20 protein-coding genes are annotated in these 16,633 nt (G+C 71.5%); 12 read left to right on the forward strand and 8 right to left on the reverse strand.

Annotated features, from left to right (window positions below; all coding sequences use genetic code 11):
* Positions 1-396: 396 nt before the first annotated feature.
* The 3 genes from ACFY2Q_RS25430 (at position 397) to ACFY2Q_RS25440 (ending at position 3,085) form a co-directional block, all read left to right on the forward strand.
* Positions 397-1,311, forward strand: coding sequence for a hypothetical protein (locus ACFY2Q_RS25430; protein ID WP_387134225.1), 915 nt, complete (start codon positions 397-399; stop codon positions 1,309-1,311).
* Positions 1,312-1,369: 58 nt separating this feature from the next.
* The gene (locus ACFY2Q_RS25435) at positions 1,370-2,344 is read left to right on the forward strand and encodes a pirin family protein (RefSeq protein WP_387134227.1); all 975 of its coding nucleotides are present in this window, start codon (positions 1,370-1,372) and stop codon (positions 2,342-2,344) included.
* A gap of 72 nt (positions 2,345-2,416) precedes the next feature.
* Positions 2,417-3,085 carry a hypothetical protein gene (locus tag ACFY2Q_RS25440; protein ID WP_387134230.1) on the forward strand — a complete coding sequence of 223 codons (669 nt, stop codon included), beginning with the start codon at positions 2,417-2,419 and terminating at the stop codon, positions 3,083-3,085.
* A gap of 252 nt (positions 3,086-3,337) precedes the next feature.
* Here the strand turns inward: ACFY2Q_RS25440 and ACFY2Q_RS25445 are convergent, their stop codons facing one another.
* Positions 3,338-4,006 carry a DUF1345 domain-containing protein gene (locus tag ACFY2Q_RS25445; protein ID WP_387134232.1) on the reverse strand — a complete coding sequence of 223 codons (669 nt, stop codon included), beginning with the start codon at positions 4,004-4,006 and terminating at the stop codon, positions 3,338-3,340.
* Positions 4,007-4,039: 33 nt separating this feature from the next.
* The gene (locus ACFY2Q_RS25450; protein WP_387134234.1) at positions 4,040-4,315 is read right to left on the reverse strand and encodes a DUF2795 domain-containing protein; all 276 of its coding nucleotides are present in this window, start codon (positions 4,313-4,315) and stop codon (positions 4,040-4,042) included.
* A gap of 158 nt (positions 4,316-4,473) precedes the next feature.
* Between ACFY2Q_RS25450 and ACFY2Q_RS25455 the strand changes: the two genes are divergently transcribed.
* The 5 genes from ACFY2Q_RS25455 (at position 4,474) to ACFY2Q_RS25475 (ending at position 7,921) form a co-directional block, all read left to right on the forward strand.
* Complete coding sequence (locus tag ACFY2Q_RS25455) at positions 4,474-4,884, forward strand: DUF2267 domain-containing protein (protein WP_387134237.1); 411 nt, start codon at positions 4,474-4,476, stop codon at positions 4,882-4,884.
* 207 nt (positions 4,885-5,091) lie between these two features.
* On the forward strand, positions 5,092-6,114 hold the full coding sequence (locus ACFY2Q_RS25460; protein ID WP_387134239.1) for a TerC/Alx family metal homeostasis membrane protein: 1,023 nt from the start codon (positions 5,092-5,094) through the stop codon (positions 6,112-6,114).
* A 76-nt stretch (positions 6,115-6,190) separates the two neighbouring features.
* On the forward strand, positions 6,191-6,790 hold the full coding sequence (locus tag ACFY2Q_RS25465; protein ID WP_387134242.1) for a sulfite oxidase-like oxidoreductase: 600 nt from the start codon (positions 6,191-6,193) through the stop codon (positions 6,788-6,790).
* Positions 6,783-7,562 (forward strand): ferredoxin reductase, encoded by a 780-nt coding sequence (locus ACFY2Q_RS25470; protein ID WP_387134245.1) that lies wholly within the window; start codon positions 6,783-6,785, stop codon positions 7,560-7,562. Before ACFY2Q_RS25465 ends, ACFY2Q_RS25470 begins: the two co-directional genes overlap by 8 nt.
* 65 nt (positions 7,563-7,627) lie before the next feature.
* The gene (locus ACFY2Q_RS25475; protein WP_387134248.1) at positions 7,628-7,921 is read left to right on the forward strand and encodes a DUF6510 family protein; all 294 of its coding nucleotides are present in this window, start codon (positions 7,628-7,630) and stop codon (positions 7,919-7,921) included.
* A gap of 55 nt (positions 7,922-7,976) precedes the next feature.
* On the opposite strand, the gene ACFY2Q_RS25480 is transcribed toward ACFY2Q_RS25475, so the two are convergent.
* Together ACFY2Q_RS25480 and ACFY2Q_RS25485 are read right to left on the reverse strand one after the other, a co-directional pair.
* Positions 7,977-8,567, reverse strand: coding sequence for a carboxymuconolactone decarboxylase family protein (locus tag ACFY2Q_RS25480; RefSeq protein WP_387134251.1), 591 nt, complete (start codon positions 8,565-8,567; stop codon positions 7,977-7,979).
* 132 nt (positions 8,568-8,699) lie between these two features.
* Positions 8,700-9,443 carry a DinB family protein gene (locus ACFY2Q_RS25485; protein ID WP_387134254.1) on the reverse strand — a complete coding sequence of 248 codons (744 nt, stop codon included), beginning with the start codon at positions 9,441-9,443 and terminating at the stop codon, positions 8,700-8,702.
* Between the two features lie 230 nt (positions 9,444-9,673).
* On the opposite strand from ACFY2Q_RS25485, the gene ACFY2Q_RS25490 reads away from it, so the two are divergent.
* From ACFY2Q_RS25490 to ACFY2Q_RS25500, 3 genes are all read left to right on the forward strand, one after another.
* Positions 9,674-10,390, forward strand: a complete 717-nt coding sequence (locus tag ACFY2Q_RS25490) for a VOC family protein (protein ID WP_387134367.1) — start codon at positions 9,674-9,676, stop codon at positions 10,388-10,390.
* 85 nt (positions 10,391-10,475) lie between these two features.
* Positions 10,476-11,003, forward strand: a complete 528-nt coding sequence (locus tag ACFY2Q_RS25495; protein WP_387134257.1) for a GNAT family N-acetyltransferase — start codon at positions 10,476-10,478, stop codon at positions 11,001-11,003.
* Positions 11,004-11,086: 83 nt separating this feature from the next.
* Positions 11,087-12,388, forward strand: coding sequence for an NAD(P)/FAD-dependent oxidoreductase (locus ACFY2Q_RS25500; RefSeq protein ID WP_387134260.1), 1,302 nt, complete (start codon positions 11,087-11,089; stop codon positions 12,386-12,388).
* Between the two features lie 23 nt (positions 12,389-12,411).
* Here the strand turns inward: ACFY2Q_RS25500 and ACFY2Q_RS25505 are convergent, their stop codons facing one another.
* From ACFY2Q_RS25505 to ACFY2Q_RS25515, 3 genes are all read right to left on the reverse strand, one after another.
* Complete coding sequence (locus ACFY2Q_RS25505) at positions 12,412-13,527, reverse strand: AI-2E family transporter (RefSeq protein ID WP_387134262.1); 1,116 nt, start codon at positions 13,525-13,527, stop codon at positions 12,412-12,414.
* A 97-nt stretch (positions 13,528-13,624) separates the two neighbouring features.
* Positions 13,625-14,413 (reverse strand): spermidine synthase, encoded by a 789-nt coding sequence (locus ACFY2Q_RS25510; protein ID WP_387134265.1) that lies wholly within the window; start codon positions 14,411-14,413, stop codon positions 13,625-13,627.
* A gap of 98 nt (positions 14,414-14,511) precedes the next feature.
* Positions 14,512-15,489, reverse strand: a complete 978-nt coding sequence (locus tag ACFY2Q_RS25515) for a DUF2267 domain-containing protein (RefSeq protein WP_387134268.1) — start codon at positions 15,487-15,489, stop codon at positions 14,512-14,514.
* A gap of 200 nt (positions 15,490-15,689) precedes the next feature.
* Between ACFY2Q_RS25515 and ACFY2Q_RS25520 the strand changes: the two genes are divergently transcribed.
* Entirely contained in the window at positions 15,690-16,004 is a 315-nt protein-coding gene (locus ACFY2Q_RS25520) for a hypothetical protein (RefSeq protein ID WP_387134271.1), read from the forward strand.
* A gap of 136 nt (positions 16,005-16,140) precedes the next feature.
* On the opposite strand, the gene ACFY2Q_RS25525 is transcribed toward ACFY2Q_RS25520, so the two are convergent.
* Positions 16,141-16,485 carry an STAS domain-containing protein gene (locus ACFY2Q_RS25525; protein WP_387134274.1) on the reverse strand — a complete coding sequence of 115 codons (345 nt, stop codon included), beginning with the start codon at positions 16,483-16,485 and terminating at the stop codon, positions 16,141-16,143.
* Positions 16,486-16,633: the final 148 nt, after the last annotated feature.

Consider the following 16,633-nt stretch of genomic DNA (forward strand, 5'->3'; position numbering starts at 1 on the left):
CTGGCCCACCGTCATGGCCACGCCGCGACACCCCGAGGCGCGGGCGCACCCAGGCGCACCCAGGCCACCCAGGCGCGGGGGCGCACCCAGGCCACCCAAGGCGCGGGGCGCACCCAGGCGCTGTCTGCCCCCAACGGCTAACCCCCAGCCCGGTGCCGACAGCGGACCGGCCTGGCCCCGGTGATTGGCGTCCGGCCACCTGACCGCCGCTGTCACGGTCGGGCGGCGAGGTGACTGTCGGCCAACGGCATCGTCCAATGTGAGGTGGCCGGCGACGGAGGGGAGTGGCGTGGTCGGCGCGGAGTGATCCGATCTGCCGGTGGGTACGTATCCACTGCCGGGGACCGGCGGAGGGACGCAGACATGACCGCAGTGGGGAACGGACCAGGTCGTCACGTGGAGTCGGAACCGGAGCCGCCGGGTGGGGCCGCGCCGCGTCAGAGGTGGTCAGTCGGTGCTCGTCTGCTGTTGGCGGCCACCGCCGTCGTGCTGGTTCTGGGCGCCGCCGCCGTGGTCGTGATCATCGCTGACCCGAATCACCTCGGCATGACCTACTCCGGCCGGAACGACGGCAGCCGCGACGGCAGCCACCGCGACGGCAGCCAGCACGACCGCACTCGCCCCGACGACTCCCGGCCCGGCGGCTCGGGTCGGGACGCCGGTGGCCCGGGTGGCGAGGGTGCTGCGGCGGTTGCCGAGCAGACGGTGACGGCGCCGGTGGCGGGGCGTACGGAGGCCACATTCGTGCTCGCGGACGGCCTGGCCTCGTTCGACCTGCGCGTGGCTGACCTGGGAGACGACCTCTACCGGATCAGCAGCCCGGCCGGGTCGAGTGTTGCCGTGCGGCCGATGGTGCAGGGTGGGACCGTCCGGCTGGGCCTGGTGGCCAGCGGCGCGTCCGGGGAGCGGGTCGCGCGGGTGCTGCTCAACGAGCGGGTCGCCTGGCGTCTGCACCTCGCCGGTGGGGTGAGCGAGCAGGTGCTGGATCTGGGCCGGGCCCGACTGTTGGGCGTGGAACTCGCGGGCGGGTCGGCACGCAGCGAACTCATTCTGCCGCCGGTGCGCGGCGGCACGATGTCGGTGCGGTTGACCGGCGGGACCAGTCAGCTCGACGTCCGGGTGCCGGGCGGGCCGCCGGTGCGGGTACGGGTGGGGGCGGGTGCCGGAACGGTAGCGGTGTTCGACGACCGCTGGGCCGGGGTGGCCGCTGGCGAGTTGTTGAGTACGCCGGGGTGGGACCGGGCGGCGGAGCGGCTCTTTCTCGACCTGGTGGCGGGCGCCAACCTCGTCACGGTGACCGCTGCGCAGTGACTGTCCGGGCTCGCGGTTGACGGGGGAAGCCTCGCAGGTGGGAGCGTACAGTCGGGCGGTGGAGCGTACCGATTCAATGCTGGCAGAGACCCGACCGCCTGGCGTGGCCGACGTCGATCCGGGCAGCGTGTTGCTGCCTGGCCACGACGTGCCGTTGGGGCGTTTCACGACGGTCCGCCGGCTGTTGCCGCAGCGTCCCCGCCGGATGGTCGGCGCCTGGTGTTTCGTCGATCACTTCGGCCCGGACGACGTGGAGCAACGGCCCGGCATGGAGGTGCCGCCGCACCCGCACACAGGCCTGCAGACGGTGACGTGGCTGCTCGACGGCGAGATCATCCACCGGGACAGCCTCGGCAACGTCCAGGCGATCCGGCCCGGTCAGCTGAACGTGATGACGTCCGGGCACGGCATCTCCCACTCCGAGCGGTCGCCGGCCACGCACCCGCCGGTCATGCACGGGGTGCAGCTGTGGGTGGCGCTGCCGGATCCGGCGCGGGCGGGTGCCGCGGATTTCGCCCACCACGCCGACCTGCCGCGCTGGCACGACGGCGAGGTGGACCTCACTCTGCTGGTTGGCGACTTCGATGGGCGGCGGTCCCCTGCGGTGGTGCACACCCCGCTGGTGGGCGTGCAGCTGGAGCTGAGTGGTGAGGCGCCGACAACGCTGGCGTTGCGGCCCGATTTCGAGTACGCCGTGTTGGCGATGTCCGGGTCCGCCGAGGCGGCGGGGGTCGGGTTCGAGCCGGGGGCGCTGCTCTATCTGGGTACGGGCCGCACGGAGTTGACAGTTCGCGGCGGGTCGGGGGCCCGGTTGCTGCTGTTGGGTGGCACCCCGTTCGAGGAGCCGCTGGTGATGTGGTGGAACTTCGTGGGCCGCTCGCACGAGGAGGTCGCCGCCGCTCGGGAGGCCTGGATGGCAGGGGACCAGCGCTTCGGCGTGGTCGCCGACGATTCGGCACCGCCACTGCCGGCACCCGCCCTGCCCACCACCCGGCTCAAGGCCCGTGACCGCACCGGCGCCCTGTACGGCTGACCCGCGCCGACGCGACACGGCGTGCGGCGTCCGGTGGCGTGTGACCGATCGTCGCGCGGGTAGTCGCCGGCAATGGCGACCACTCTGATCACACCGTTGGAGGACCGGAAGCGCTTCGCCCGCCGTCTCGTGGGCAGTGGACGGGGCTTCGCGGAGCGGTACGGCTTCCGGGTCACCAACAATCCGGCGAGCCTGTTCCAGGTGCTCTACCTGGCGGTGCTGCTGGCCCGGCGTGGTGACTTCCGTCGGGCGGTGGATGGCGCGCGGGCGTTGCGCGACGAGGGGTGGGACAGCGCGGCCCGGCTGGCCCGTTCACTGGACGCCGACCGGGTGCGGGTGCTGCGTGAGAGCGGTCAGCGCGGTGACGTCGACGCGTTGGCCGACGTGCTCGGCGACCTGGCTCGCACGGTCGTCGACAGGTACCGGGGTGACCTGCGCCGGTTGCGTGCTAGCGCCCACCATGACCCGATCCGGGAGCGGCGTCTCCTGGCCGAGTTGCCCGGCGTGGACGCCCAGGTGGTCGACCTGTTTCTGCGTGAGGCGCAGGCGCTGTGGCGGGAGGTGGCTCCGGTAGCCGACCGGCGGGCGTTGGCGGCGGCCCGCCGGCTCGGGTTGGGCCGGTCGGCCGACGACCTGGCCGGCCTGGCGAGCGGCGAGTCGGAGCGGCTCGCGTGGCTGGTGGGGGCGCTGGCGCGGGTTGATCTGGAGCACCGGTACGCGGAGGAGACCGGCAGCCCCTGACGTGCAATGGCCCACAGTTTGGCAAAATCTGACCGTACGGAGGATGGTCTGCCGTATGGTTGGACCCGGCAGTGCTGGCCGCTCGGTTCGAGCGGGCATCCACCGCCGGGTGGCCGCGATCCGGTTCGGGCGCGGTTCACCGCCTGGGCAGGTTGTATGGCGCCCCCGGTCGCGGTTCGTGGCCCCGGGGCGCCCGCCTGTCCCGGCGCTCCCGACCGCGGTGACGCGGGCTCGGTCGAGCGCCCCGCATCCTCAATGTGCCAGGCCGGCAAGCAGGTTGACCGTGACGGCGATGATGAACGCGCCGAACAGGTACGACAGCATCGAGTGCCGCAGCACGGTCCGCCGCATCTCGTTGCTTGTGAGGTTGGTGTCGGAGACCTGGAACGTCGTGCCGATGGTGAAGGCGACGTACGCGAAGTCGGTGTAGCAGGGCGGGTCGGGCTGGTTGAAGTTCACGCCGCCGTCCGGGCCGGTGTAGTAGATCCGGGCGTAGCGGGCGGCGAACACGGTGTGCACGACCAACCAGGACAGCAGCACGCTGAGCACGCCCAGCCCGCCGTACAGGTCGCGGACCAGGCCGGGTGGCGCTGCGTGGGCGCTGGCGACGACAAGTCCAACGGCGAGCAGGCTGGCGCTGCAGGCGATCAGCAGGATCACGTCGCGGATGGCCCGGTTGGGGTCCTCGTAGACGGCCAACCGCGCGGTCCGGGTGGCGTCCAGCGGCCAGATCGTGCGCCAGACGTACACCAGCCAGGTGAGCGCGGCGGCGTCCCAGCCGGCCAGTGGTGCGAGCGGCGGGGACAGTGCGACGGCGAACACACCGCCGGCGATGATCCCGACCACGGCCACCACGACGAGCTGCACCGAGGCGGGGGTGTGTCCGTCCGGGCCGCGGGACAGCAGAGGCCTGCCGGTCATCCGGGCGGCCCGGCCGAATCGGTCACCGTCGGGTCAGATGCCGCGGAGGTGTTGCGACACCCGGTTGTGCTTCTTGTCCCGGGCCTGCGCGGCCCTCTGTGCGGGGCCAACCTCGGGTGCGGCGTCGATGCCGGCGGACCGGGCGACCTCGTTGCCGTTGGCGTAGTCCACGGCCGGCGGCAGGGCGCGCAGCGCCTTCAACACGTCCGGCGGTGCGCCCTCCCGTTCGGCCTCGCGGACCACGTCGGTCTTCTCGGCCGGGTAGTCCAGGCTCGACAGGTACTGCAGCACGTCGGCGTAGCTCGCCATGGCAGCGGCTCCTCGGGGCAGTGATGTGGTCACGACCGGCGGCGGTTACCCGCCCGCCGCCTGCTCACGCCGGCTGGCGCAGGAAATCCGGCGCCGTTTCCCGTTCGTCACCGCGGGTACCCGCAGGCGCGCCGACGACAAGCCCGAGGGGGTACGCGATGAACTACGACACCTTCATCGACCAGGTTTCCCAGCGCACCCGTACGTCGTCCGAGCAGGCGGTCGAGTTGACCCGTGCGGTGCTGGAGACGTTCGCCGAGCGGTTGACCGGCGGCGAGGTGTTGGACCTGGCCGCGCAGTTGCCGAAGCCGTTGCAGGTGGTGGTGAAGCCGAACCCGAACACCGAGCAGGCGGACCGGTTCGGGGCGGCCGAGTTCGTGGCACGGGTGGCGTTGCGTGCCGATGTGCGGGAGCCGGCCGCCCGCGATGCCGTCCGGGCGGTGTTCACCACGCTGCGTGAGGCGATCACCGGCGGGGAGTTCGACGATGTGGCCACCCAGCTTCCGCGTGACTATCGCGACCTGGTGGAGCAGGCGATGGCCCCTGGTGCGACGTTGCGTCGTGCCTGAGGAGCGGCACGGTCAGCTGTTGGTCAGGGCAACCATCGGTGTCCCGTTTGGCACGGGGATTCAGGCTGGCCTAACCTGTTCGTGCGAGGGGAGTACTTCCCACGAACCATACCGGTCAGTACGGCGCGCCCGGCGCGCCTCGGGTGGTTGCCCATCAAAGGTGGGTGAAGGAGACCTCGAACATGACATGGTGTTCGAGGAGACCTGATGACCGAATTGTCGCCCCTGTCCGCCGCGAGCTCGCTGTCGTCGGTGGGCACGCCCACCCTCTGGGCGGTGACGATCGTCGGCGTACTGGTGCTGCTCGTCCTGGACTTCCTGGTGACCCGCCGCCCGCACGAGGTGTCGATGCGGGAGGCAATCGGGTGGTCGGCCTTCTACATCGCACTGCCGCTCGCCTTCGGCGGCTGGGTGTGGGCTCGTTACGGCTCCCAGCAGGGCGTGGAATACCTGACGGGCTATCTGGTCGAGAAGTCCCTCTCGGTCGACAACCTCTTCGTCTTCATGCTGCTGCTGGCCGCGTTCGCGGTGCCGTCAGTGCTCGCCCAGCGGGTGCTGCTCTACGGCATCGCCGGCGCGCTGGTGCTGCGTGGTGTCTTCATCGCCCTGGGCGCGGCGGCGTTGCAGACCCTCGACTTCGCGTTCCTGATCTTCGCGATCATCCTCATCGCCACGGCGGCCAAGCTGCTGCGTGACGCCCTCTCCGGGCACCAGCAGGAAGTCGACATCAACAAGATGCGCTCGGTGCGGCTGCTGCGCAAGATCATGCCGGTGGTCGAGGAGTACCACGGCACCAAGATGACCGTCCGGCAGGGCGCGAAGAGGGCACTCACCCCGTTCGCACTTGTGGTGGTGGCGGTGCTGGCCACCGACATCGTCTTCGCCGTCGACTCGGTGCCGGCGGTCTACGGCATCACCGAGGACCCGTACCTGGTCTTCGCCACAAACGCCTTCGCCCTGCTGGGCCTGCGGGCGCTCTACTTCGTCCTGCACGCCGCGTTGAGCCGGCTGGTGCACCTCAGCTACGGCCTGGCCATCATCCTGGCGTTCATCGGTCTCAAGCTGGGCCTGCACTGGGCGCACGGCATCTGGGACAGCGTGCCGCAGATCCCCACCCTTGCCTCGCTCGGCGTGATCATCGGTGTGTTGGTGGTGGTCACCCTTACCAGTCTGCGCGCCACCCGGGGCGATCAACCCGACCGCCGCGAGGTCGTCTCCGAGCGGCACTGACCGCGGCACGCCGGGGCAACAAGGGGGTACGCGGGAAAGCTCCCGCCTCGGCCGACGCGGATGGTACGACTGTGCAATGGGAATCGTTTCACCCGGCTTCCAGGGTCGGCCCCGATCACAGGAGCCGACCCTGCCACCTGGGCAGTACCTGACCGAGGACTTCCCGGTGCTCTCCGCCGGCCCGACACCCCGGGTCTCGCAGGACACCTGGGAATTCGTCATCTCCGCCGAGAACGGCACCGAGCGCCGGTGGACGTGGCAGGAGATGATGGCGCTGCCGCAGGAGACGCCGACGGTGGACATCCACTGCGTCACCCGCTGGTCGAAGCTCGGCACCACCTGGCAGGGCGTCTCACTGGACACCCTGCTCGACGGTGTGGACACCGGCGCGCACTACGCGCTGGCACACTCGTACGGCGGGTACACCACGAACCTGCCGCTTGACGACCTGCGCGGCGGTCGGGCCTGGGTGGCGCACACATTCGACGGCGCGCCGCTGCCACCCGAGCACGGCGGGCCGGCGCGGCTGCTGGTCCCGCACCTGTACTTCTGGAAGTCCGCCAAGTGGGTGCGCGGCATCCGACTCAAGACCATGGACCAGCCGGGCTTCTGGGAGACCGCCGGCTACCACGATTACGGCGACCCCTGGCGCGAACAGCGGTACCAGGGTGACTGAGCGCGCGGTCGCGACGGGCACCCAACGGCCGACGCCGAACCGGTGGCAGGTCGGCCGGCTGGTGGAGCGCCGGGTGGAGACGCGGACCGCGCAGACCCTGGTGCTGGAGGTGCCGGACTGGCCGGGGCACCTGCCCGGGCAGCACGTCGACCTGCGGCTGACAGCGCCGGACGGCTACCAGGCCGCCCGGTCGTACTCGATCGCCGGGCCTGCGGTGGACGGCCCCGGTGGCCCGCGCATCGAGGTGACGGTGCAGCGGGTCCCCGACGGCGAGGTGTCGCCGTACCTCATCGATGTCTTCGGGGCGGGCGACCCGGTGGAGGTGCGCGGACCGCTCGGCGGGTGGTTCATCTGGCGGCCGCAGGAGACCGCGCCGGTGCAGCTGCTCGGCGGCGGCTCCGGCGTCGTGCCGCTGATGGCGATGATCCGCGCCCGGCGTGCGGCGGGCAGCAGGGTGCCGTTCCGGCTGCTCTACTCGGTGCGCACCCCCGCCGATCTGATCTACGGCGACGAGCTGCGCCGCCGGGCCCGCGACGACTTCGGGCTGGACGTGGCGTACGTCTACACCCGCGAGGCGCCCGAGGGATGGCGCGGCGAACCACACCGGATCGGGTTGGCCGACGTCAACACCCACGGCTGGCCGCCGGATCTGGAACCGCTCACCTACGTCTGCGGCCCGACCGGGTTCGTGGAGACCGTTGCCGACCTGCTGGTGGGGCTGGGTCACCCGGCGCGGCGGGTCAAGACCGAACGTTTCGGCCCGACCGGCTGACCGCCCTTGCCCTGCCCCTTGCTCCTGCCCCCGCTCGCACCGCCCCGCATCGTCGAGGAGACCCGATGACCGAGATGTCGTACCTGGACGGCAACATGCTCGACGGCCCGCTGCGCGAGCTGTTCACCGTCGACCTGAGCACCGCGACGGGCCGCTGCGAGAACTGCGGGACGACCGGCTCGATGGCCAGCCTGCGCGTCTTCTCCCACGCCCCGGGCCTGGTCGCCCGCTGCCCGTCCTGCGAGGAGGTGATGCTGCGGCTGGTCCGCGGGCCCGACCGGGCCTGGCTGGACATGCGCGGCATCACCTTCCTCCAGGTCCCGATGCCCATGGAGCAGTCGCGCCCCGGCCCGCTGTGACGGGGGCTGCCGACCCGTGGTCCGACCGTTGCGCAGATCGTTGAGCGGCGGGCGGTTACGCCCGTGCGGCTGTGCCGCTCGGCTGCGCCAGGGGCGCCAGACCACACGATGCGGCGAGCCCTTCGGCCTCGATGCCGAACGCGACGTTGCCGCGCGCGAACTGGTTGGTAAGCGCCACCCACGCGGTCAGTTCCACAAGCGCCGGCGCCCCGAGCTGCGTGAGGAGCCGCGCGGACAGCTCGTCGGTGACGGTCGGTGGCGTCTGCGTCATCGCCTCGGCGTACTCCAGGACGTCGCGCTCCAGCGGCGTGAACACGTCCGACTCGCGCCAGCGCGGCACCTCGCGGGCCTTTGTCAGATTGAGGCCCTCGTTGTGTGCCTGGAAGTAGCCCAGGTCCAGGCAGAACGAACAGCCGATCAGTGACGCCACCGCCATGTGGGCGTACGACTTCAGGTTCTTGTCGCACGCGTTCCACTTGCTGGCTCGGCGACCGAGGCCGAGGTTGAACGAGAGCACCGGCCGGTTGTGCCACATCACGCCGAGCCCGTCCGGCACCCGGCCGAGCATCTTCCTGCTGACCCTCTTCAGTACGGCGCCGTAGAGGCCGGTGATCTCGGCCGGTGGAATCCTGGTGTCGCCGGTCATAACTCCTCCTCGTCGGGTGGTCTCGACACCAAGACACCGGCGAGGGCTTGCGTGTGACAGCGCGGCGGCGAACGACCGGTGCAGTCCTTCGACGTCCGAGGTGACGCCGAGGCACGAGCCGCTGCCTGTCGATCAGTCGTGGGCAGAGACCGACTGATTGCTCTGCCTGTCGATATCACGCACCGCGAAGCGGAGATGCTCCCACTCCTCGTCGAAGATCACGTGAAGGCAGTGCAGGACCGGTCGCTGACGGTCGGGTGACCACGGGGTGGGCCGAGGCTCGGCCAACAGGTCCGGAGTGACGGTGGCGAGAAAGGCTCGCACCATTGCCTGCCGCTCGCCGCGCAACCGGAGGACCTCGGCGAAGGTCGGCTGCTCGGTGACGAACACCGACATGTCGAAGCCGTCGGTCTCGTACTCGACGTGTGGCTGGCCGAGCGGGTGGAACGGCTGCGGCAGGCACAGGATCGCCTTGCCCAGCCACGCGTCGGTGGCGAAGGCGAGGTGCCGCAGCGTCTGCGCGAACGACCACTCACCGTCGACCGAGACGTCGACGGTGCCCTCGGGCATGGACGTGACCCGGTCGGTTGCCGCCGCCCAGGCCCGCTCGATCGCCGCCCACGCCGTGCGCAGGGCGGCCGGTTGCGTCGCCTGCTTCAACTCGCGCCCCGGGAACCGCCGGTTCAGCTCCGCCTCGACGAGTGGCACGACATCCACACCGTTGACCAGGAGTGCGCCGTCGGCCAGCCACGGCGCGTCGATGTCGAGCCCTCGTACGTCGACGCCGCGCATCACCGCCCCGGCCAACGTCGATCTGTTGAACCGCGCACCCCGCAAGTCTCTGTCGACGAACGTCGTGTAGTCGCCCTCGGCCATGGTGCCCTCCCCGTTGTGATGGTCACTGCGATGCTAGGGGCCCGGTCCGACAACCCGAGGGCACCGCAGGTCTGGCAGATTTCTCGTCGAGTGGGAGGACGAGGGCGCGGTCGGGGCCGAATAAATCGGCTGCGGGCGGTGCGTCTCACACCTAGGCTTCCGCTCCAGGAGCAGGCCGGGCATCTCGCGGTGGGGGGCCCTCGGTCAGCGGATCGGAGATGAGCAGAGCGATGACCAGCCGATTCTTCGCGGTGTGCTTCGACGCGAGTCAACCCGTTCGGGTCGCACAGTTCTGGTCCGCCCTTCTCGGTCGGGAGATGGTCGACGATTCCCACGATGGCGTCCTGGTCCTGCCCGATGACGACGTCGGGTTCCGGCTCCGCTTTGCTCCGACGTCCGAGCCGAAGGTCGTCCAGAACCGGATGCACTTCGATCTGACGAGCGCATCCGCTGAGGCCCAGCAGCAGACGGTGGCCAGAGCTGTGGAACTCGGCGCGCGACACATCGACGTCGGCCAGCGCCCTGAGGAGGGTCATGTGGTGCTCGCCGACCCCGAGGGCAACGAGTTCTGCGTCATCGAGGCCGGTAACAACTTCCTCGCCGGCTGCGGGTTCCTCGGAGCGGTGTCCTGCGACGGGTCGCAGGCCGTCGGATATTTCTGGAGCGAGGCGCTCGGGTGGCCCCTGGTCTGGGACCAGGACCAGGAAACCGCGATCCAGTCGCCGCGCGGCGGCCCGAAGATCAGCTGGGGTGGTCCACCGTTCGCACCGAACGGCGGCCGGGATCGCGTGCGCTACGACCTCGCCCCCGACAGTGATCAGCAGGCGGAGGTCGACCGCCTGCTCTCCCTCGGCGCGACGCGAATCGGCACCGGCCAGGACGCGGCCGGTCGGGTGACGATGGCCGACCCCGACGGCACCGAGTTCTGCGTGCTGACACAGCGGTAACAGTCGGCGGCTCGACACCGTCGCGGCCGGCGCCTGTCGAGGGTGGTTGGACAACGGCCGTGCCGGTCGTTCAGAGTGGTCCGCCGTGAGATATCTGCGTACCGGCGGTCCTGCCGCGATCCGGCGACCCCGGCCCACCGACGTCGACGAGTTCGTGGCGGCCGCGCGGCGTAGTCGGGACCTGCACCACCCGTGGTTGGCGGCGGCGAGCAGCACCGAGGAGTACGACAGGTACCTGCGCAAGGTTCGCCGCCGGGACTGCTCTGGTTACCTGATCTGTGACCGGGCCAGTGGCGACATCGCCGGCTACGCCACGATCAGCGGCATCGTGCTGGGGGCGCTGCGCGGCGGCTACCTGGGGTACGCGGCGTTCCAGCCGTACAGCGGGACCGGGCACGCCTCGGCGGGCGTCGCGCTGGTGATCGACCACGCGTTCACCGCTGGCGGGTTGCACCGGTTGGAGGCCAATATCCAGCCGGGCAACGAGCCGTCGCGGCGGATGGCCCGCAAGTTGGGTTTCCGGCTGGAGGGTTTCTCCCCGGACTACCTGTTCATCGACGGCGCGTGGCGCGACCACGAGCGGTGGGCGATAACCGCGCCGACCCCCGCCTGACCTGCCCGAGTCCCATCGGCCCCACCCGCCTCCAGGGCGCGGTTTGCACGTTTGTCCGGCGCGTCGGCGGGAAACGGCCCGCAATGACGAAACCTCGTGTGGTGATCGTGGGGGCCGGGTTCGCCGGTTACCACGCGGCGAAGACGTTGAGCCGGATCGCCCGGGACCGGGCCGAGATCGTGGTGCTGAACTCCACCGACTACTTCCTCTATCTGCCGCTGCTGCCGGAGGTGGCGGCGGGGGTGGTCGAGCCCAAACGGATCGCGGTGCCGCTGACCGGGACGCTCAAGGGCGTCCGGGTGGTCATCGGCGAAGCGGACCACGTCGACCTGCAGAACCGCTGGGTCGGCTTCACCCAGGCCGAGGGGGACAAGAACCGGCTGGCGTACGACCGGCTGGTTCTCGCCGTGGGCAGCGTCAACAAGCTGCTGCCCATCCCGGGTGTCACCGAGTACGCGCACGGCTTCCGTGGCCTGCCCGAGGCGGTCTACCTGCACGATCACGTCGTTCGGCAGATCGAGTTGGCCGAGCAGGCCGAGGATCCGGCGGAGCAGCAGGCCAGGGCCACATTCGTGGTGGTCGGCGCGGGTTACACCGGCACCGAGGTCGCCGCGCACGGGCAGTTGTTCACCGATCGGCTGCACGCGCAGCGGCCCCGGCTCACCGTCCGCCCCCGGTGGATGCTGCTCGACGTCGCGCCCCGGGTGCTGCCGGAGTTGGACAAGCGGATGTCGCGGACCGCCCACCGGGTGCTCGAAAGGCGCGGCGTGGACGTCCGGATGGGCACGTCGGTGGCCGAGGCGACAGCCGACGGGGTGAAGCTCACCGACGGCGAGTACGTGCCCACCTGCTCGCTTGTCTGGTGCGTCGGTGTGCGACCCGACCCGTTCGTCAGTGAGCTGGGCCTGCGCACCGAGAGGGGCCGGCTGGTGGTCGACGAGTACCTCAACGTCCCCGGCTATCCCGAGGTGTACGCCTGCGGCGACGCCTCCGCCGTTCCCGACCTGGCCCGGCCGGGGGAGATCTGCACGATGACCGCCCAGCACGCCCAGCGGCAGGGCAAGCTTGCGGCGCACAACATCGCCGCGTCGTACGGCTTCGGCCGGCGCAAGCCGTACAAGCACCACGACCTGGGTTGGGTGGTCGACCTGGGCGGCAAGGACGCGGCGGCGAACCCGTTGCAGGTGCCGTTGGCGGGGCTGCCGGCCAAGGCGGTCACCCGGGCGTACCACCTGATGGCGATGCCGGGAAACCGCACGCGCGTCGGGGCCGACTGGGCGTTGGACGCCGCGCTGACCCGGCCGGCGGTCCAGCTCGGTCTCGTCCCGGCGAACGCGGTGCCGTTGGAGAGCACGTCGCCGGAGGTCGCGGCCCGCAGCCGCTGAGATCCCGCTGACCCGGCCGGCCGTCAGCCCTCCTGGGGGGCCGGGCCGGCCGGTCGGCCTCGTCGGGGCCGGGCGGCGTCGTCCGGCTCGGCGGGGGGAGCCGGGCGGAACCGGCTCGGGCCGTACTCGCATAGCAGGGCCTGCACGATGCCGGCCGCCGGGATGGCCAGCAGCGCGCCGAGCAGCCCTGCCAATTGCACCGCGAGCAGCACGCTTACCAGCACTGTCAGCGGGTTGAGCCGGACCGCGCGGGACAGGATGAGCGGCTGGAGGAGGTGGTTCTCCACCTGCTGGTAGACGACGAAGAAGACGATCACGATCACGCCGGCGGTGGGGGAGTGCAGGAAACCTGCGCCGGTGGCGATCACCGCGCCGAGCGTCGCGCCGACAAGCGGTATCAGGTCGGTCACCGCCACCAGCAGGGCGATCACACCGGCGAACGGCACCCCGGTGAGGCTCAGCACCACGAATGTCAACGCCCCGCAGATCACACTGATCAACAGGTTGCCGGTGAGGTAGCCGGTGACGGTCCGCGACACCTGCCGGCCCACGCGGCGTAGCCGCTCCCGCTCACCGTCCCCGGCCGCCGCGAGCACGCCGCCGGTGATCCGCGGCGCTTCCAACACCATGAGGTACGCCAGCACGACGACAGTGACCAGCCCCGCGATCGTCTCGACGATGCCGCGCAGCACGACCACCGCCGGTTGTCGCAGCCCGGTGCCGACGTCGCGCAGCTCCTCGGAGTGGTCGCTGAGATAGCGGCGGGCGCCGGTGCGCTCCAGCAGTTGCCCCAGTGGGCCGCGCCCGGCGCGGGCATCGCGCAGCATCTCCGGCGCCCGGTCGGCGAACCGGCCCACGTCGTCCAGCAGCGGCACCAGGATGACGGTGGCCACGACGGCCAGGACCACGAACGCGGCGAGGAACACCAGCAGCGTGGCGGCCGCCCGCCGCCTGACGAACCGGCTCTGTAGCCGGTCCACTGCCGGTTTGAGCGCGACCGCGAAGAAGGCGGCCACCACGATCCAGATCAGCACCCGGTGGGTCGCGTACACGAAGGCCAGCGCGAGTGCGGTCGCCAGCACCAGGCCGATCACGATCAGGGCACGGCGGGCGGTCGCCCTGTCGTCGGCGTTGCTCACCCGCCGCGCCTTCCCCGCGCTCGGCGTCGGAAACCCGGCACCAGGGCCGGGACCGACACTTCCGGGTGAAGCTGCCGCCCCCGACGGTGTCGTCCGGTCAGCCGATGTCGTCGGCGTCGAAGTGGGGCTGGGCGCCGGCGACGAACGTGTCGAGCGCGGCGGCGTGCAGCAGCCCACCGGGCACCGGGTCGCGCAGGGCCGCCACGGCCAGCCGGCCGACCGGCAGCCCACCGGGTCGGGCCGTCGCGGCGAGCACCACGTTGCCGTAGCGCCGCCCGCGCAGCATCCGCCGGTCGCCGAACACGCAAACGTCCCCGAACGCCGCCCGCAGCGTCGCCACCTGGACCCGGGTGCCGACAAGCGGCGGCAGGTCGGTGACGTTGACCAGGTACAGCCCGTCGGGGCGCAGGGTCCGGGCCACCTCGGCCGCGAACTCCACTGTGCGTACGTGTCGGGGCATCCGGGCCGCCCGGTAGATGTCCGCGATGACCAGGTCGTACGTGCCGGGCGGGGTGTCGGTGAGCGCGTCCCGGGCGTCGGCGACCTCCACCCGCACCTCGTCCGGCAGCGGTGGCAGTTCCCGGGCGACCAGGTCGACGACAGCCCTGTCGCGTTCGACGACCCGCTGTCGGGAGCCGGGCCGGGTGGCGGCCAGCCAGCGGGGCAGCGTCAACGCCCCTCCACCGAGGTGCAGCACGTCCAGCGGGGCATCTGCCGGGGCTGCCAGCCGCACCGCCGAGGCGATCCGCCGAACGTACTCGAAATGCAGGTGAAGTGGATCTTCGACGTCCACGTACGACTGCTCGACACCGGCGGAGAGCAGTGTGCGTCCGGTCCGGCGGACCGGATCGGCGACCAACTCCAACCGGTCGGCAGCGCGATTCATGTCCGGCACGCTAATCGAGCCGCCACCTGTGACGGCCGACGGGCCGGCGGCGCGGGGCGTACCCGCGTCCGCCGGCCCGCGTGCGCCGGTGCTGCCTGTCAACCGCCGGCCATCCCGGCGCCCACCTCGTCGATCGCGTCGTCGATCGAGTGGGCGAGGTCCACGTCGAGGGCGGTCACCCCGCCGGCCTGGGTGGTACGCACGGTCAGCACGGCCGCGGTGCCGCCGGGGCGTCCGATGCTCGGGCCGCGCCCGGTGTCCCGGCGCAGTCGGTCGAGCCGGGCGAGCACCCGGTCCAGGTTGTCCGGCGGCAGCGCGACAACGCGGTACAGGCCGTCGTCGTCGCCCGACCAGTAGGGCAGGTCGTCAAGGGCCGCCCGCAACTGGGCGTCGTCAAGCGTGGGCGTGGCCGTGGAGGCGCCCACGATGCCGCCGCCGGCAGCCGGCGGGTTCAGCAATTCCCGCAGGCCATCGGGTACGTGCAGCGACTCGACCAGGTCACCGTCGTGGTCGGCGAGCGCGGCGAGCGTCGCCTCCGCCTGATAGCGGGCCTGCTCGGGCGTACGCCCGCTGATCCGGCCCACCTCGGCCAGGAAGCCGGGCAGGTCCTGGTGCCGCTCGATGCCGTCGACGGGCACGACGTCGTGCAGCGAGTTCGGCACCGCCGCGAGCAGCCGCTGCCGTTCGGCGGCGCCCAGGGCGAAGGCCAGGACCAGAACGGTCGCCTCGGCACCCACCTTGGCCGTCTTGAAGTCGACCCCGGCCCGACGCCGGACGTCGTCGACCAGATCGTGGTAACCCACGCTCGTCGCCCCGGCCGAGTTGTCCGTCAGGGGCGGGAACGGCCGTTGATTGTCGGGCGTGCCGACGGACGGCGGAGCGGGTCCGCCGCGCGTGGTGTCCGACTTGTGCCGGCCGGCCGGCTGCGGGCCGTCCCGCTTGCTCTGTTCGAGGCTTGTGAGCTGCTTGGAGGCGCTCAGGCTGGCGCCGAACTGGCTGGGCTGGCCGCCCTGTTCGCGGGCCTGCCGGGCCAGTGCCCGGCGGCGTTGGTTGTCGCCCTCCATCTGCTTGCGCATGTGACACCCCTTCCGCTGGGGATCGGGTCCTGCGCCCGTCGCCTTCCCGCCGTCCCGGGAGCCGAAACGGACGCCGCCGGCCCAGTAGGAGCGGGCGCGTCGAGGCTTCATCCGGCGCGGGTGAGGGGTGCTCACCCGCGCGTCCGCCAGGATCGGCTCAGGACCGCAGTTCTTCCGAGGCACGCGGAAGGAAGGTCGTCATGAAACGGATCGTCGAGATCGTCCCCGCCCGACCCGGGTGGTACGCCCGCTGGCAGCTCACGCCCGACGCCACCCGCTGCTACCCGGTGAGCCTGTGGGCGCTGCTGGAGGAGGCCGACGGAACCGGCCGGGAAGTGGTCGGTATGGACTGCATCGGCCAGTGGCCGGGTGGGGACGACAACGAGATGGGTGGGGAGTTCGTCCGGTATCTGTACCACACGCCCGATTCGGGGCAACCGGAGGACGTGGAACCCCCGCACAGTGGCGAGCTGCGCGACGACGGCCCCCGGCTCCAGCCGATGACCGCGCCCTAGACCTTCCTCCGGCCCCCGACCCCAGGTCCCAGGGTCGGGGGCCACCCCCCCTTTGGCCCCATTCGCCGTCAGTAGCCGGCATGGCGTGGCACTGCCACGCGCGTGGCAGTAGTAAGGCGCGGTGGTGGAGCGGCTGTCAGCCGATGGCGCGGAGGTCTGCCCCGTCGGCGACGCTCTGCACGGCAAGCAGTTCGGTGAGACCGGTGCGGTCAAGCATCCGCTGGACCTGCGCACTGACCCCGATGAGCCGTGTCGACCCGCCCGCCCGGTGCGCCACCAGCAGGGCGCTGAGCCCGGAGGAGTCGCAGAGGCTGACCCCGGTCAGGTCGATCGTCAGCTGCTGGTGACCGTCGCCCGGCAGCTCGGCCACCGCGCTGACCAGCTCGGGAGCGGTGTCGAAGTCGAGCTCGCCGCTCAGCCGCAACCGGATGTGCCCGCCGTCGAGCCGCGTCACGTCGATAGTCAACAGCTGGTCGGACATTCCACCATGTTCCCAGCCCCTCGTGCGGGACGCCAACCCGAGGGCGGCGAGCTGCTCGGCGAGCGGTCGCCCCCGGCGGCTCGTAACACCTGTCGACCGGCCCCGCCTGGTGTGCGACCGGAGGCCCGCGAGCTGCCGTGAGATGCCG

The sequence above is a fragment of the Micromonospora sp. NPDC000316 genome (assembly GCF_042898885.1).
Classification (GTDB): Bacteria; Actinomycetota; Actinomycetes; order Mycobacteriales; family Micromonosporaceae; genus Micromonospora.